Source organism: Novosphingobium sp. FKTRR1 (assembly GCF_020404405.1).
GTDB lineage: Bacteria > Pseudomonadota > Alphaproteobacteria > Sphingomonadales > Sphingomonadaceae > Novosphingobium.
Window position 1 is genome coordinate 1 of record NZ_JAIZDA010000051.1, and the last position, 15251, is coordinate 15251.

A 15251-nucleotide genomic window follows, 5' to 3' on the forward strand; every position below is an offset into this window, starting at 1 on the left:
AGCTGACCGGCATCAACCCACACGTCTGGTTGACCGACACGCTCACGAAGTTAGCCGGCGGTCACCCAGCCAACGTTGTTGGCGAGCTCGTGCCCTGGACGCCCGTGGTCTGAAAACACCGCTTACGACTGACCGGAACGACTGCTTTAATCCAGCGATGGCAGTATAGCGGACATTCGACGACTGGGTGCAACTGGTCGCTTCCGACCAGCTCAACACATTCAGCGTCGTTGATTTGAGCGGCGGCTCTTGCTGGAAGCCGCCATTCCGATCGCGCAAACCAGTCGGTCGTCTAGCCGATGGGGCGGGCGGTTAGGCTGGAGCGCTCGTCGAACCTAGTGTGTCGAACAGCCGCTGCCAGCGGTCCCCGTATTCCTGCTTCACGATGGCCATGCCCTTGGTGAGGAGGTGCTGCTTGACCCGCTTCGAAAGCTCCACCTTCCAGCCTGGCTGGAGGTCGACCCTCTGCACCGCGGCCCACGCCTCGATCTGCCCGAGTATCGGTTTTCCGGTCTCAAGCGTGTCGGCGAACTCAGTGTCGGCGTTGCGGTACATGCGGTCGATGACGGCTGCCATCACGTCGGTTGGGATCAGGTCCTCGATCTCCGATCCCTCCATACCCGTGTGATCGTCGACGCTGATGAGGCGGTCGGCATGCTCCTGGTAGAGGCTGGTGCCGAGTTCCTTGGCGAGCTTTCTGCCCATCGTGTCCCCGTCCAAGATCATGAAGGGGAGCGCCTCGTCCCGGCCCGTCAGGATGCTCGCAACCATGCGGGTGTTCTTGGTCCCCCCTGCCGGCGGGAACACGAACTCCCGCACCGGCTTCAGGCGGCCGGAGGCGACGAGCAGGGTCTTAATAGCGGTGAGGTAATGCTGGTCCGAGCTTCCCTCGACGATCACGGGCTGGCAGCCGAGCATCAGGCTGTCGGCGACGCTCAGCCCGAGCGCCGAGTGCACGGCATAGGCGGCGCCGGGTTGGAGCTCCGCGCCCTTGCGCAGGTCGGACGTGGCCTTGGTCGTGCCCTTCTCGTCCACGTAGACTTTGCGTGCGCGGTCCAGCCGGTCGGCATGGACCAGGAAAGGCGAGTGGGTGGTGAAGATGAGCTGGTTCGTGGTGGCCAGGTTGTCGAAGAACTTAGACAAGTCGTATTGCGCCAGCGGGTGGAGCGAGAGGCCGGGCTCGTCGAGCAGCAGGATCGCGTTGTCGTGCTCGCCCTCCCCGCCGCTCTCGACAAGGAAGACGAGATAGAAGCTGAGGAACCACTGGAGACCGGTGCTGCGGCCCTCGAGTTCGACCTCGGCTGGCCGCCGATCGTCGGCGACCCAGATGCGAAAGTGGTTTCCGTCCGCCTCGAAGCGGAAGCGGTAGTCGCCCTGCCTCCACCAATCCTTGAAGCGCGAGGTGAGCGTCGTCCCCGCCGACTGCAGCAGGATGGAGCGCTCGCGCTTGCGTTCGGCGACTTCGGCGATCTCGGCTTCCGTCGGTCGGCGTGAGTTGTTGGGCGTCTCGTCCCTGCCGAGTTCCAGGATCTCACCCGGTTCGAGCCGCACGAAGCTGAACAGCACGCGCAGCGTGCGCGCCTTGGCCGCCTCTTTCTCGCCGAGATCTTCCCGCTCGAGGTTGTCTACGACGTGGGGCAGATAGATCTCGGAGTCGAGGTTGCCGTAGTTCGAATAGTAGACGAACCGCGGTACGCGATTCAGGATGGCGGTCCGGACCGCCTCGATCGCACCCGGATCAGGTGCCGACACGCGAGCCTGAAGCTCGTCTATGCTGGCGGCCAGTGCCTCAAGCCGCGGGAAGATGCTGCTGGTCTTCGCGGGCGCTGACGGAGCGAGGGCGCGGAGTGCCTCGGCAAGCGCTGCAAGCGCGTCGGCCGGCATCGAAGCCTCGGGGAGTTCGAGCGTAGCCGACTGCAGCCCCGAGATGAGCTCGGCCTTCTGGGTCTCCTCTTTGGCGAGCGCGGGCATCCCGCCGATTTCGGTCGTCGCCGCCTGGAGGATGGCCGCTACGTCCTCCGCTGGCGCGGTCGTGGCGTGCTTGTGACCTGGGAAGCTGAGGATGTAGCCGCCGTTGAAGTAGCGGTCGACGCGGACGACCTCCGCCTCCTCCGGGCTGATGCCGGCCAGCGTGGCGACGCGCGGGCCAAGCGGCCCGGTGGCGAACTCAGCGGAGATGAAGCGGAAGCGAGCGGGGTTCTCGCGGATCTCGGCGAACATCGTCTTCGGATAGTCGGACGTCGGCCGGATCTCGCCCTCGCGGGCGGGCTTCAGCTTCCACAGCGGGAGGAGGAGGTTCGACTTGCCGGACTCGTTGACACCGATGAGGGCCGTCACGTCGTCAGCGTCGATCCAGCCACTGTCCTCGACCGACCGGAAGTTCGTCACTCTGTATCGCAGCAGCCGCATCGCCCGTTCGCCCCAATAGCCATCTCATCTGGAGAATTGTCCGATAGCCATAATGTTGGACGTTCTAGATTTGTTCAAGGGGTAGTTGAGGGCGGAGGCCGTCATCGGACATATGACGGCTCGTCGCAGTGATCTTCGAAGGCCTATTTGCATCAACATGTCGATGCGTTGCTCGCGGTATGCGGCTGCTTTCGGACAACGGAAAACACCTCTTGAACTGCCATTCGTGGGTCCCGCCTTCACCAAATGTCGACCAATTCAAGACATTTGGCACTGTTACTTTGACCAACAGCTTCTGCCAGAAGCTGCTACTCGCTTGCCAGATGGTACCTAACGTGCGCTACCATCCGGTGCTTTTCGAATTGACTGCCTCTTCCTCCTTCGATCCCCTCCAACGGAACCTTACGCAATGGCTGCGCTTACCGACCTTGCCCTCCGGCTTCGGCTGCAGCGTAATCGCCTGCTCGAGCAAGATGCTTTTGGTACGGAGGAACCGATTATCGAGCCGGAGGCGCTGCCACTTCCGCAATTCGATCATGAATTCGACTATGAGCAGCGCCGAGCCGGCGAACTGATCGAGGCCCTGGATCATGCTTTGCGCAGCGAGAATTGGCCACCGCCTGCGGCAGCGTCCGGGGGCGATGGTGCCGGGGGTAATTATGTCTATGGGCTGATCCCGCGCCGCGCGCCGATGCGCCAGATCGTCCGCGGCTTCCTCCAGCCCGTTCGCTACGTGCCGCTGGTCGAGAGCGTCCCCGAGAACGTCGCCCTTTTCCTGCGCATTATGCTGCCCGGTGGCGACGATGGCCTTGAGCGGGAAGAGCATGGGGGCGTCAAATGGCACTTCCACTACATCGATGTGCATCACCGACGCTCTGACGTCATCCTGAGCTTCGACACGCGATGGAAGATCGTGGAGCCCGCTAAGGGGCTCGATAGGCTGCGCCCACTGTTCGTCGAGCGCCATGCCCACGGAAAGTCGAAGTTCACCGCGCAGCCCGGGCGGTGGGAAACCGCAAAGCGCACTAGCATGTATGAGATCTGCTCGCGCGATCTGCACAAGGGAGTCGAGCATTTTCGCTGCGCCAAGAATGGCTCGGACGCTGTCTGGCCGCGCCACGCCACGCTGACGCCTCATGCGTCCAGCCAGCTAAATGCTGGCAGGACTGCGGGGAGTGGTAAGGGCAAGAAGAATGGCAGGTGAGGACAATGGACGACCGGCTCGTGTCATAATTGCAGTTCCTGGGGCGTCGCGAAATCGAGCGGCGGCAGGCGACTATGACCAGATAATCAGCCCAACGGGAGAAGCGCTGAGGAGGAGAACACCGTCAGAGAAGTCGATGCGCGGCTGATCGCCACGTAGAGGTGGGCCGGGGTCATCGTATTGGCGTTAAGTACGATCGCGTGATCAGTCTCGAGGCCTTTCACAAGCAACGTGCTTCCGATTCCCTTTTTGGGGAGCGAACGTCCCTTCACTCGCTGTGCTTCTCGCTCTGCGATGGCCGCCTCGCGCAATGGTATATTGTGGGCAATCGATCTCGAGAGTGCTGCGATCATCGCGCCAACTAAATGGGGCCGGTAGACGTGTCGGCCGTGCGTCCGGGCAAGCCGCTCCAGCACCTCCCGTACAGCGCGGAGCCCTTCACCTTGGCAGATTCTGATGCAGGCTGCCTCCAGCGGATCCGCCGCAGGCACATCTTGTCCTTCGAGCAGTGCATTTAGTCGTTTGGCTAGCGGATGGAGGACGCCGGTCATCACGGTGTCCGCAAATTGAAGCGTCTCTACTGCCTGATCGACGTTCTCTGCCGCCCCGATAGACGCTGCGGCGACGATCAAGTCGGTCAGATCAACTGGTTCAATGACCTGCACGCCATCGTGAGCACGGGCAAAGTCGAGCCGTCGTTGAACCGGAAACGGATCGCCAATGATGAGAAGTCCGCGTCCCTCACCCATATTCACAGTGTTGATTGCCGCTTCATAGGCGGCTTCTCGGGCGGCTCCCGCATCTGGCAGGTCCTCCCACCGGACGTTCTCGGGAGCCGCCGATAGGTCGATCTGTCCTCCGGTTAGCAACGTTTCACGGCAGTCGAGGATCCACTGGCCGAAGGCACCTTGTCCAGCGTTTAGCCAGCGATGCGGTTGACCAAGCTCCCGTACCACCGGAAAATCAGCCATCACATCGAGCTCCCAGTCGGGATGCGTTCCGGCATTGAAGTTGAAAATGCACTGAAGCGGGTCGCCTAGGACATGGCAGTCGAGAACATCTCGCAACGCCCTGATCAACCTGTGCTGGCGCTCCGAGCAATCCTGGTATTCATCGACAACGACCCGACCGTAGCTAGCGCGCAGGACAGAATCAATTACGCCGCTTTCGAGGACCGCAATCGCGCCGTCCTGGGTGGCCGGGTAGTTGATCTGGCCGTCGGTGTTCGCGTGGCCAGCCAGCTTCGGATAGACGCGGATCAGGCGCAAGGCCCAGCCGTCGAGCGTGGACAGCTTGTATTTCGATGTGTGCACACCCGCGCGGGCAAATCGGCTCCGAAGGGCTGTCACACCAGCGTTGGTGTGGGTAAGGACCAGCACAGGAAGGCCGTCGTACCCGTCGAAGGCGTCAACGATAGTCTGGGTCTTGCCGCATCCGGCCGGCGCGACCACGGAACCCGGATCGAGTTGAAAAAGCGTCACTCAGCTGCGCCACAATCTTCGGTGGCGAGATCGTTCCTGATCCAGGCTCTTAAGGCAGTAACGACTTGTGGAAGTCGGCCTTCGCTTTGATCGAGATAGGGTCCGATAACCTCGCGCCCGATGATCTCGCCATAGCTCACGTTCTTATACCACTTCCCCTTGCTGGCAGCGATGCCTAGCGCCACACGATCATCATCATCGAAGCCCAGAAGACTGGCCGTCACTAGATCAAAATCGGGCTTTCGAGCTCTTATCTGGTCGTTGACGCTGTCGACGCCATGCCATTCCTGCGCGCGCTCCACGAGCGGTGTGAGCGCGTCGTCGGGCACCGAGTCGAAGATCTGCATCTCGGTGGTGAACGGTTCATCCCAGAAGAATCGGGTTACGCCGGCATCCTCAAGAGCCTGCAACTCGCCGGCGTCAAGCTCCTTGTCTGCATCGTGCCAGAGGCCCGTGCGGTAGCCAGCTCTGGCGAAGGAGAGCGCGCGCTGCAGCATGTTGGAGCCTGTCCCATCGGCTACAGCCACTCCACAGGCGCCGATCGCCTGCTCACCTAGGTCGGTCCAATATAGATCCAGACCGCGAATGACGCCGACCTCCGTGGCTCCCTCGCAAACGAGCACGCTAGGTGCCAGGAAGGCATCGGCGCATGCTCGCAGCGTGCCTTGGTGAGAGGCGTCACGCCCGAGCCGGTACATGTTGGATTCGCCCGTTGCTGGGTCCTTTCCAACCTTCCACAGCTGTTGAGCCGAGAGTTCGCGAACGACGACTGGCGAATGGGTTGTCAGGAAAACCTGTCTCGGCGGCGCAGCCCGCTTGGATCCAAGCTCGTGGAGAAGCCTGATGATGCGGAAAGGCTCCAGCCCGTGTTCAAGCTCATCCATGAGTGTGATCGGGGACGAATTGCCCGCAAGGGTCTGAAGGCCGGCGACAAGAAGGCGAGAGCTCCCAATGCCCAAGTTTCGAAGGGGCACGCCTTTCCCATCGTGCAGCGCAATTGATCCAGCGCCGAAGCTGACACCATGCGCATCGAGAAGCGCTTCGGCGTCGGCGGCACCAGGTACTCCGATGTTCTCGGCAACAGCTCGGACCAACTCGATGGTACCTGCAACCTCCGGCGCAGCGGCATTGCCGAACGCGGCACGGGCCTGACGAGCCGCGTCGGCGAGGGCGCTACCGGCATTTGGCCGGACATCCGAAATTCGGTTCAATACGCTGCGCGCTCCCCAAGCCAGATGATGGCCCGCGAAGGCGCCCAAGCGGGTGGGAGCGAGCCTCACCCGTTCCGCGTACGGCAAGTCGCGAAGGCTATCGTCCGCCTCCGCCCGTTCCGAATAGAGGGTCCATCGGGGGTCGAGGTCTGCGCCGACGGTCAGCCGGATCGTGACGACGATCTCGTCACCCTGCTCTGGCTCGTCTGATATCCCGAAATCCCGGTCCCACCCTCGGTGGAACATTCCGTAGCGCTCGAACTCGAGAAGCGCTTCCGGGATGTCACCGATGGTGGCATTGATGTTGATCTCGGCAGCCGTGTCCAATCCGGTGAAGTCTGCGTCGGTAAAGCTGGCGGTTCTCCGTGGAGTCAGCACCATGTCGATTGCGTCGAGTATGGTCGATTTGCCGGAGTCTCCGGGGCCGATGAGGCCGTTGATCCCGGCTCCAGGTGTCCATGAAAGGTTAGCAATCCCTCTGAAGTTGCTGACGTCAAGTTGCCGAATCGCTGGCATTCACCCCCCTCTCGTATTGGCTACTAATGCTGACGAGGATGTCGGATACACGCAAGACGTAGACCCAACGGATCTTCCTGCTTTGACTAGCGTGACGTTACCCTCATCACGTCTGTGAGATGCGGCGGGCGAACGTCATATGTCGGCTCCCGACAAAATCTGCCGTTCGATCTATCGCTCGTGAAAGGCAGCAAAGTCCCAAGCCTAGTCCTTCACCCTTCCCGAAAGCGTGATTAACGAACAGCAGGAATCGATAATCCCAAACTCAAACGCAAATGTCCGGGTTTAAGGCGCCAACTGACAGCTATTCGCGCAGCCTCGATGATTTCGCCCGTGTTCGCAACCTGCTGAACGGTGCGCCATCCACCTTGTGGTGAAAAGAAAAGGCCGATCAGAAGACCGGCCTTGAAAGTTTGGGAGAGGATGCCTGAAAGGCACGACCTCCCTGAACCTCGCACGTCGATGCTGCAAGTGCGAAGGGCGAGAGTGCCGTTGCAGTTTGTGCAAGTGCACCTTCGCGCCGGCGTTGTGCGGCCGCGCCCATACCCCCTCACTCCCTGAGATAAGGAGACCCTCATGGTTGATCGTGTATCTGCATCAATCACGCTCGGCGGCGCGCTGTCGTCCGAAGACTTTACCCATTTGCTCAAGCTGATCGTGGACGAAGACCTGTCCACAGAATGGGATGGTCAAATCTTTGATCCTGCCCACCGCGTCCCCGGACAGTCTTTGACGCTTCATGCGCACGAGGTTGCGTGGGGGCGTTTCGACGCCCTGGAGCGATGGTGCATTTCCAGGCAGGTGCCGTTTGCCCGCTGGTCGGGCGCATTTTCTGGCGAATGCGGCGGTGAGCGCGTGGTGTTCGAGCGTGGCACCGAACCGGAATATTACGCAGCTGACGAGGTCGATGAAGTCGTCATCACGCGGCGCATGGTCGAGAAGCTCGGCTCGATCGAGGCGATCCTCGCCTATTTCGATGCCGCCGACATCACTATCCCGCCACTGGTCGTCGATGGCGACGACACCGGCGTATCGGGTGCCGACCAGTCCTGAGTTGCCGGCTGGCCTTGCGGCAGAGGTAACGATAGAAGCGGCCTATGTCCTTGTTTTCCTTCCTTGCGATTGGGGCCGCCAGCACGTTGTGCCCATCGATGTCGGTCCACGATGGCGACACGATCCGGTGCGGATCCGAACGCATTCGCCTCGCCGACATCGACGCCCCGGAACTCCCGGATTCGCCTAAGTGCCAGGACTATCGCGCTCGCTATGCCTGGTGCGATTTCAAGAAGGGCTATGCGTCGCGCGACGCACTCCGCACCTTTGTCGCCAAGGGGCGCGTTGTCGTCGTGCGTCAGGGCCTTGATCGCTACGGTCGCACGCTCGCGCTGATCCGGGTCAAGGGCGTCGATGTCGGAGACTGGCTGATCGGTCGTGGCCTCGCCAGGCGCTGGAACTGATGCTCGGTGCGCTCAGGTGCCGCGTGACCTGACCCAGGCTTGGTCTGTGCGCTCCACCGTAAGCGGATAAGGACACGGGCGGCAAAGCGCGAAGGCTTCGTCCGGCTCGGCTGCAAGCCAGCGCGACCAGTCGTCCGGTGCGAGCACGACGGGCATCCGGTCATGGACTTCGGCCATCTGTTGGCAGCCATCGACCATGACCATGCTGTAAGCCTCGCCCCACTCGTGCGTCGGTCGCCAGATACCGGCGACCGCGAAAAGTTCGGCACCCGCCAGCGAATACCAGGTGCGGGTCATCCGTCCTTTCTGGCCTTCGGCTTCCGCCCAGGCCGTGACCGGGATCAGGCACCGCCGCTTGACGAAGCTGTCACGCCAGAATGGCGTCGCCTGCTTGTCCTCTCGGGCGTTGTTGACGGCCTTGGGCTTGAGCGGCTGTCCCTGCTTGCCTTTGAGCGTCAGCGGAAAGCCCCAGGTCATCGTTCGGGCTGTTCCTTCCGCCACGACGAGGCCGGGATAGCCGGGATAGACTTCTTCGCCAAAGTTGGCGCCGACGGTCGCGCGGGCGCCAAAAAGCTGCCCGACTTCGGCGACATTGGCCCGCATCTTGTAAAGGTTGCACACGCGCGGAGTTCATCTTGGCTCGGCCGGGAAGTCAATCGGAGAGCACGCTTCCGGTGCTCCGTCTTGCGCCAATGTTCCTTATATGTTCCAATATGAGTCGTGCGAATCGACCATGACACCATAGCCCAGGCCATCCTTGCCGCGCCCGGTTGGGCGCGTGTCGGCATAACCGCCTCTGATCAACGGATGCGCGAGGATGCAGCGCAAGAACTCGCGTCGGTCATTCTGAGCGACAAACGCCGTGACACTGGCGGCGATGACCAGCTTGCCTTCGCGCTGTGACCAGTGCGCTGGACGGCCGAAGGAACGCACCAGGCCACGTGCATCTTTGAGGCTGCCTGCTTCCACCAGGCGATCAAACCCGTTTGCCGGTGTGGCCATGCTTCGACCTTCAATCCGCATGGCCTGTGGTGGCTGTTCCAGCAGCGACACTGGGACGACCGTTTCGCTGAGGCCCGGTCCCACTTCTGGTGCAGGGTCTGCGGGATCCGAACCCGCAGAAAGATCATGTCCGTCAGGATCGAGACGGCAAAGCCATCGGCTGTCGATGTGATCCTGCCATGGCCCGACGAGCGTGAATGGAAGCGCGCCGTTCGGCGTTTTCGGGCCTGACGGGCTCAGTTGTCGGTCACGCGACCCAGCATATCCATGAAATCGCGCGCTGCGTTCCGGTCGTTTGCCTCCTTGAAGGCGACGTCGAGATCCGGGGCGTTGCCGATAATGTGCATCAGCGCCCACATCGCAAACCTGCGGCCGCGATCCTGCTCGAGCCCGAAATCGACCGCCAGTCGTTCCTTGCCCGCGTCGAGCGCCGCCGGGCTGACCGCACCAAGGTCGGTTGCCCCGAAATAGCGCTGCATCTGGTCGTCGAAATCCATTTCTCGTCCATCTACCCGAAGAAGGCAGGGCGTCCGGTTCGACCGGACGCCCGATCGATCAGGCGTTGATCTTGTCCTTCACCGCCTTGGCGGGCGCGAAGGTCAGCTTGCGCGCAGCAGCGATCTGGATCGTCGCGCCGGTCGACGGGTTACGACCCTCACGAGCCGGCGTGTCCTTGATCTTGAACTTGCCGAACGCATTCAGCGAAATTTCGTCGCCCTTGGCGGCGGCATCCGCGATCGCCTCGAAGACGGCGTCGACGATCTTGCGTGCATCGGTCTTGGTCAGACCGTGGCCGTTGGCAACGGCTTCGGCGAGTTCGGCACTATTCATCGTGAGTGGCCCTCTAGAATTCGCGGGAATGACTAACCCGCAAGCGGCGCATCGTCCAGCCACGCGCATTTCCATCAGGAGGCACGGGCGACTGCGGGCGGAGGGCCCTTCGAAGCCGGGAGGGAAGGGGGAGCGGGGCTTTGAGCCAGGCGGGCCGATGGTCGGTGCACGGAGGCTCGCAAGTCAGGAGCCAGTTCATGATTTCAGGAATTCCCCTCAACAAGCTCGCGCCCTCGCCGCGCAATGTGCGCAAGCATTCGGACGTGGCGGCCGATGCCGAACTCAAGGCCAGCATCGCGGCTCTCGGCCTGCTACAGAACCTCGTCGTTCGCGCTGCCCCCAAGGGGCGCTACACCGTCGAAGCTGGCGAACGCCGCCGCCAGGCCCTGATGGCGCTCGCCGACGACAAGGTTCTGCCGCGCGATCATCCGGTGGCCTGTCTGGTGCTCGATCCCGATGATGCGAATGCCGTGGAATCGAGCCTGACCGAGAACTTCCAGCGGTTGAACATGAACCCGGCAGACGAAGCGCAGGCTTTCGCGACGCTGGTTGCCGAAGGCGTGCGCGCCGAGGATGTTGCCCGGCGCTTCGGCCTGACCGTGCGCTTTGTCGAAGGACGACTGCGGCTCGCCAACTTGGCGCCGGTCGTGTTCGAGGCTCTGGCCGCCGGTGAAATCACGCTCGATCTTGCCAAGGCGTTCGGCGCGACCTCCGATCGCGAGATCCAGGCGCGTGTGTTCGGGCAGATGTCCACGTCGTATTACGCGCTCAATGCAGCGAGCATCCGGCGCATGGTCCTGTCCGAGACCGTGCGCGGCAACGATCCGCGCGCGCGGCTTGTGGGCCGCGAAGCCTATGAAGCCGCTGGTGGCCGCATCGAGCGTGAACTCTTCGATGACGAAGACAGCGAGGCGTGGCTCGACGTCGCGCTGCTCGAGCAGCTTGCGACCGCGCGCATGGAAGCCGAGGCGCGTGCCCTGGCCGAACAACACGGCCTGGCCTGGGTTCGCCCCACGCTCGACAACTACGCGAGCCATGAACTGACGACGGGCCTGACGCGCCTCGTCAGCGAACCGGCTCCCTTGTCGGACGATGATGTCACGCGGCTTGAAGCCCTCGATGCCGCTTACGACGAGCAGGCGGCAATCCTGGAAGACGAAGACAGCGACGACGATGCGATCGCCGCAGCCGAGACCGAAATCGAGCGGATCGACCATGAAAGCCGCGCCATTCGCGATCGCCCACAGGTCATCGCGCCTGAGCTGCGGCCACAGGCGGGCATGATCCTGACGCTCGGCCGCGACGGCACGCCCGTCCTGCAGCCGGTATTCTACGGAGAAGGGGTGCCGCGGCCCGACGGTGACGACGACGATGGTGTCGAGGCCGTCACGGAAAAGGGCGCAGCCGGTCCGCGCCGATCGGTGCTTTCGAAGCGGCTTGTCGATGAGCTCGCCATGCAGCGGCGCGATGTGCTGTCGCTCCATGTGGCGTCCGATCCGTCGCTCGCCCTTGACGTGCTTGTCTTCACGCTTGCCGATGCAGACACGACCGACTGGAAGAACAAGGCTGCCTCGACCTTGCGCGGTGGCGTGCCGAACGGCCCGATCGTCGGCTTCGAACCGGCTGATGCCCCGGCCAGCGCAGGCTTGGCCGAGTTTCGGGCCAGTCTCGATGAAAGCTGGCGCGCCGGTGAAAATCCGGCTGCCCGGTTCGACCTTTTCCGCAGTCTCGATGACGAAGCCCGCGCAAGCTGGCTGGGCTTCCTGGTCGGCCGTACGCTCGAAGCCAGCCTCAACCTCGACGGTGACCGGCGCATTGGCTTCATCGACCACCTTGGGGGCATTGTCGGCATCGACATGGCCCGCTGGTGGCGACCGACGGCCGCAAACTATTTCGACAGGGTGTCGAAGCAAGTGATCCTTGATGCCCTGGGCGATGTCGGCGGGCCTGAGCTGTCGAGCCGGTTCGCGTCGGTCAAGAAGCGTGACCTCGCCATGAGCGCCGAACGGGTCTTTGCAGGGGCTACCATTACCGAAGGCGATGTCCGCGACCGGGCGCTCGCCTGGGTGCCTGAGGTGATGCGCTTTGGTGAGCAGGACGCCGCAGATTCCGCGGATACCCCCACGGATGCGGTCGATGACAATGGCGACGAAGCCATCGACGCAGCTTCGGCTGTCGGCCTTGGTCCCGTTCCGGAAGCCCGAGCGGCCTGAACTCTCCTGACAGGTCGGCGATGGGCGAAGCGGCTTCTTCCTGTGCGGGAAGAGGCCGCTTTTTCCATTTCTCTGTCTTCTCGGTGTGGAAATCGAAGTGGTGGGCCCGGCAGGACTCGAACCCGCAACCTAGCCGTTATGAGCGGCCAGCTCTAACCGTTGAGCTACAGGCCCCACCCTGGTGCGGACGGCGGGAGCCGGAGGCCACCGAAGGTACTCGAACCCGCAAGGGCAAGGCCCAGAGGATTTTAAGTCCCCGACGTCTACCGGTTCCGTCACGTCCGCATGAAGCGCGGCATTTGCGGCAATGGGACTTCCGATGCAAGCCTTCGCTCCCGACGCGCGTTGGTGCTGTGGTGAATTTGCCTTATGCTTTGGACGTCCTTTTAAATGCGGAGGCGTCCGTTCGAGCGTGGCCGTGGCGCTTGCTCGTCCCCACGTGGTCCAGTGGCGATTGAGGCTGAAATGCGTTTCGATTTCTATGCATACCTGGTGGAAGCCGAGGAACGGAAGCGTGAACTTGAGCTAACCGACGAAACTGCGGTCACTGAAGTTCTCCGCAACAAGGGGGGAGCCAGAACCCCGCGCAAGCGCGCGGCGCTGGAGCGCATGGAACAGCGGGCGCGTGCTGCTGGCCGGAAGCCGGTTCGCGCGCATTTCTGACGGACGTCGGCCGTACTTGCGAAATGTCCAAATTTGGACTATATCCGGATCAGGAGTAAAGCGATGGCACAACCTCGTACAGCGATCAACGGACCCCAGGCGGCAGGAGGGCTCGATCCCTCTCGCTTTGCGCCGGCCAACCGGCGCCGCTTGAGCGCACCGGGATTGCGTACGTTCCTCGCCATTGCTGATCTTTGGGGGCTGAACGAGGAGCAGCGTCGCCTGATCCTCGGCTATCCATCGCGATCAACCTATCATAGCTGGTGCAAACATGCGCGCGAGCATGGCGCTTTCACGCTGGATGTTGATGTCCTCACGCGAATTTCTGCGGTCCTGGGTATTCATCAAGCCTTGGGCGTGCTTTTCAATGATGAGCATGAGGGCGTGGCATGGCTCCGCCAACCGCATGATGCGCCAGCCTTTGGCGGCCATCCGCCGCTCGACCTGGTCGTCAGCGGTACGCAGGACGGGTTGATGGTTGTCCGGCGTTTTCTCGATGCCGCACGGGGCGGGCTCTATATGCCACCTGGCACCACCGATGTTGGCTTCGCGCCGTACGAAGACGGTGAGATCATTTTCCAGTGACTGCGCGCTTTTCGAAGGCGCCCCAGCCCAGTTTCCGATTGGTTCCATCGCGCTTTCCCCCGATTGGACTGTTCGACACGGTTTCGACCACGGCTGATGCCGAGGCGGTCATGGAACTTGCCGGATGGACCAACGACAGACTGGTTGCCGCGCGGATCAACCGCCTTCCGCGTGACCAGTGGGTTTATGGTCGACCCAATTCCAGCGTCGTGATGGCGAGCTTCCTGCATGTTGCGCCGGGCGGCATGCGTTTCAACGGACCTGATCTTGGCGCCTGGTACTCCTCGCCAGAAATCGAGACGGCTGCAGCCGAAGTCGCGCACCATCTGAGGCGCGAGGCGGTCGCGCGAAACGTGCCGGGCATGAGGCGGGTCTACCGGACCTATTCTGCCACGCTGCTCGGTGACTATCGCGACATTCGCGCCATGCAAGTCGATTGCCCGGACCTTTATGGGCAGGAAAGCTACGAGGCCGCCCAGAGCTTTGGCGAAGCCGTGCGCCAGGAGGGCGGGGCGGGCATCCTCTATGACAGCATGCGCCGACGTGGGGGTGTAAACATCGCCGCCTATCGACCGGCCAACGTCATCGATGTCGTACAAGCAGACCACTTTGAAATCAGCGTGGAAGCCCGTGGCAGAAACATCGTGGTCAAGCGCCTGTCTGCGTGATGGACACAGTCTGGCATCGGAGGGACTGCGGCACTGTTCGCGTGAACACGCTTCCCTGTTTCTCATTCCTTATGGGCCTGCTGACCACCAATCCGTGAATTGAGAGGAAAGGGGGCTTTGCCTGCGGCGAGCCAGACGGCGTTTGTGCCTGTCGGCTCGTCAGGAGGTCCCCCATGTCGAAGTTTGCTTCGCGCCAGACCCAAGAGAGTCCGGCGGCTCGCATCACGCGCGAGATCATCGCCCGGCTCGAAGCCGGCACCAGGCCCTGGATTCGTCCCTGGCGGGGCACGACGACCTCGCGACCCTTGCGTGCCTGCGGTATCCCCTATCATGGGCTGAATGTATTCTGGCTCTGGATGATCGCCGATTTCTGCGGTTTTACGTCTCCCTACTGGATGACGTATCGCCAGGCTGCGCTGCTCGGAGGGCAGGTGCGCAAGGGCGAGAAATCCACCATCGCCATCTTCTACAAGAGCTACGCCAAGGAGGTCGAAGCGCCGGACACGGGCGAACGCACCAGTGAAGCGCGCCGCGTGCTCAAGGCCTATGCCGTGTTCAGCGCAGACCAGGTCGATGGCCTCCCGGAACGGTTCCATCCGGCGCCTGTCACCGCTCCGGTGGGACCGGAGGGCCGGGTGGCCGAGCTCGATGCCTTCTTCGCAGCGCTCCCGATCCATCTGCGACACCAGGGCGATGAGGCCTACTATGAGCCCGTGGCTGATCGGATCACGATGCCCTCGCCGACGCTCTTCTCAGGGTTCGATCAGTATTACGCCACGCTCGGCCACGAATGCTCGCATTGGTCAGGGCATAAGTCCCGCCTGGATCGTGATCTGAAGGGCCGCTTCGGAAGCAGTGCCTACGCCATGGAAGAGCTGATTGCGTTATCTGGACAGTCTGCACCGCGCCTGACGCACCATTGATCGGTATGCTTCAGCGCAACGCAGGGGGGCATCAGGCCGGATGAAGCGCTATCCATAAGCTGGCGTAATCCGGCCTGATGACCACCGT

General features: G+C 62.4%; 16 protein-coding genes and 2 tRNA genes. 10 read left to right on the top strand and 8 right to left on the bottom strand.

Annotated features, from left to right (window positions below; translation table 11 throughout):
- Positions 1-11: 11 nt before the first annotated feature.
- Positions 12-113 carry a transposase domain-containing protein gene (locus LDN95_RS21785; RefSeq protein WP_226018752.1) on the top strand — a complete coding sequence of 34 codons (102 nt, stop codon included), beginning with the start codon at positions 12-14 and terminating at the stop codon, positions 111-113.
- 199 nt (positions 114-312) lie between these two features.
- On the opposite strand, the gene LDN95_RS21790 is transcribed toward LDN95_RS21785, so the two are convergent.
- Positions 313-2409: an ATP-dependent endonuclease gene (locus LDN95_RS21790; protein ID WP_226019633.1), complete on the bottom strand. Its 2097-nt coding sequence runs from the start codon at positions 2407-2409 to the stop codon at positions 313-315.
- 409 nt (positions 2410-2818) lie between these two features.
- On the opposite strand from LDN95_RS21790, the gene LDN95_RS21795 reads away from it, so the two are divergent.
- Positions 2819-3613, top strand: a complete 795-nt coding sequence (locus LDN95_RS21795; protein ID WP_226019634.1) for a hypothetical protein — start codon at positions 2819-2821, stop codon at positions 3611-3613.
- An 86-nt stretch (positions 3614-3699) separates the two neighbouring features.
- Here LDN95_RS21795 and LDN95_RS21800 read toward each other — a convergent pair whose 3' ends face one another.
- The gene (locus LDN95_RS21800) at positions 3700-5094 is read right to left on the bottom strand and encodes a UvrD-helicase domain-containing protein (RefSeq protein WP_226019635.1); all 1395 of its coding nucleotides are present in this window, start codon (positions 5092-5094) and stop codon (positions 3700-3702) included.
- Complete coding sequence (locus LDN95_RS21805; protein WP_226019636.1) at positions 5091-6821, bottom strand: ATP-dependent endonuclease; 1731 nt, start codon at positions 6819-6821, stop codon at positions 5091-5093. The genes LDN95_RS21800 and LDN95_RS21805 overlap by 4 nt, the downstream gene beginning before the upstream one ends.
- 576 nt (positions 6822-7397) lie before the next feature.
- Between LDN95_RS21805 and LDN95_RS21810 the strand changes: the two genes are divergently transcribed.
- Complete coding sequence (locus LDN95_RS21810) at positions 7398-7874, top strand: hypothetical protein (protein ID WP_226019637.1); 477 nt, start codon at positions 7398-7400, stop codon at positions 7872-7874.
- A 44-nt stretch (positions 7875-7918) separates the two neighbouring features.
- Complete coding sequence (locus tag LDN95_RS21815) at positions 7919-8278, top strand: thermonuclease family protein (protein ID WP_226019638.1); 360 nt, start codon at positions 7919-7921, stop codon at positions 8276-8278.
- Between the two features lie 12 nt (positions 8279-8290).
- On the opposite strand, the gene LDN95_RS21820 is transcribed toward LDN95_RS21815, so the two are convergent.
- Positions 8291-8899, bottom strand: a complete 609-nt coding sequence (locus tag LDN95_RS21820; RefSeq protein WP_226019639.1) for an SOS response-associated peptidase family protein — start codon at positions 8897-8899, stop codon at positions 8291-8293.
- Positions 8900-8998: 99 nt separating this feature from the next.
- Between LDN95_RS21820 and LDN95_RS23365 the strand changes: the two genes are divergently transcribed.
- Entirely contained in the window at positions 8999-9181 is a 183-nt protein-coding gene (locus LDN95_RS23365; protein WP_370631729.1) for a DUF6771 family protein, read from the top strand.
- Between the two features lie 335 nt (positions 9182-9516).
- On the opposite strand, the gene LDN95_RS21830 is transcribed toward LDN95_RS23365, so the two are convergent.
- Both LDN95_RS21830 and LDN95_RS21835 read right to left on the bottom strand, forming a co-directional pair.
- Complete coding sequence (locus LDN95_RS21830; RefSeq protein WP_226019641.1) at positions 9517-9777, bottom strand: hypothetical protein; 261 nt, start codon at positions 9775-9777, stop codon at positions 9517-9519.
- Positions 9778-9835: 58 nt separating this feature from the next.
- Entirely contained in the window at positions 9836-10111 is a 276-nt protein-coding gene (locus LDN95_RS21835; protein WP_226019647.1) for an HU family DNA-binding protein, read from the bottom strand.
- Positions 10112-10308: 197 nt separating this feature from the next.
- Between LDN95_RS21835 and LDN95_RS21840 the strand changes: the two genes are divergently transcribed.
- Positions 10309-12324: a ParB/RepB/Spo0J family partition protein gene (locus LDN95_RS21840; protein WP_226019642.1), complete on the top strand. Its 2016-nt coding sequence runs from the start codon at positions 10309-10311 to the stop codon at positions 12322-12324.
- 98 nt (positions 12325-12422) lie between these two features.
- On the opposite strand, the gene LDN95_RS21845 is transcribed toward LDN95_RS21840, so the two are convergent.
- A tRNA-Ile gene (locus LDN95_RS21845) sits at positions 12423-12498 on the bottom strand.
- 5 nt (positions 12499-12503) lie between these two features.
- A tRNA-Leu gene (locus tag LDN95_RS21850) sits at positions 12504-12609 on the bottom strand.
- Between the two features lie 162 nt (positions 12610-12771).
- On the opposite strand from LDN95_RS21850, the gene LDN95_RS21855 reads away from it, so the two are divergent.
- The 4 genes from LDN95_RS21855 (at position 12772) to LDN95_RS21870 (ending at position 15163) form a co-directional block, all read left to right on the top strand.
- Positions 12772-12987, top strand: a complete 216-nt coding sequence (locus LDN95_RS21855; RefSeq protein WP_226019643.1) for a hypothetical protein — start codon at positions 12772-12774, stop codon at positions 12985-12987.
- Between the two features lie 63 nt (positions 12988-13050).
- A complete protein-coding gene (locus LDN95_RS21860; protein ID WP_226019644.1) occupies positions 13051-13572 on the top strand; it encodes an antitoxin Xre/MbcA/ParS toxin-binding domain-containing protein in 522 nt (173 codons plus the stop codon).
- The gene (locus LDN95_RS21865) at positions 13569-14240 is read left to right on the top strand and encodes an RES family NAD+ phosphorylase (RefSeq protein ID WP_226019645.1); all 672 of its coding nucleotides are present in this window, start codon (positions 13569-13571) and stop codon (positions 14238-14240) included. The genes LDN95_RS21860 and LDN95_RS21865 overlap by 4 nt, the downstream gene beginning before the upstream one ends.
- 173 nt (positions 14241-14413) lie before the next feature.
- Complete coding sequence (locus tag LDN95_RS21870) at positions 14414-15163, top strand: ArdC family protein (RefSeq protein WP_226019646.1); 750 nt, start codon at positions 14414-14416, stop codon at positions 15161-15163.
- Positions 15164-15251 lie beyond the last annotated feature (88 nt).

What these genes read in the sequence shown, in the direction of transcription:
- LDN95_RS21790 (WP_226019633.1), bottom strand. Translation starts at nt 2,409, where the DNA reads ATGCGGCTGCTGCGATACAGAGTGACGAACTTCCGGTCGGTCGAGGAC.
- LDN95_RS21795 (WP_226019634.1), top strand. Translation starts at nt 2,819, where the DNA reads ATGGCTGCGCTTACCGACCTTGCCCTCCGGCTTCGGCTGCAGCGTAAT.
- LDN95_RS21805 (WP_226019636.1), bottom strand. Translation starts at nt 6,821, where the DNA reads ATGCCAGCGATTCGGCAACTTGACGTCAGCAACTTCAGAGGGATTGCT.
- LDN95_RS21810 (WP_226019637.1), top strand. Translation starts at nt 7,398, where the DNA reads ATGGTTGATCGTGTATCTGCATCAATCACGCTCGGCGGCGCGCTGTCG.
- LDN95_RS21815 (WP_226019638.1), top strand. Translation starts at nt 7,919, where the DNA reads ATGTCCTTGTTTTCCTTCCTTGCGATTGGGGCCGCCAGCACGTTGTGC.
- LDN95_RS21830 (WP_226019641.1), bottom strand. Translation starts at nt 9,777, where the DNA reads ATGGATTTCGACGACCAGATGCAGCGCTATTTCGGGGCAACCGACCTT.
- LDN95_RS21835 (WP_226019647.1), bottom strand. Translation starts at nt 10,111, where the DNA reads ATGAATAGTGCCGAACTCGCCGAAGCCGTTGCCAACGGCCACGGTCTG.
- LDN95_RS21840 (WP_226019642.1), top strand. Translation starts at nt 10,309, where the DNA reads ATGATTTCAGGAATTCCCCTCAACAAGCTCGCGCCCTCGCCGCGCAAT.
- LDN95_RS21860 (WP_226019644.1), top strand. Translation starts at nt 13,051, where the DNA reads ATGGCACAACCTCGTACAGCGATCAACGGACCCCAGGCGGCAGGAGGG.
- LDN95_RS21870 (WP_226019646.1), top strand. Translation starts at nt 14,414, where the DNA reads ATGTCGAAGTTTGCTTCGCGCCAGACCCAAGAGAGTCCGGCGGCTCGC.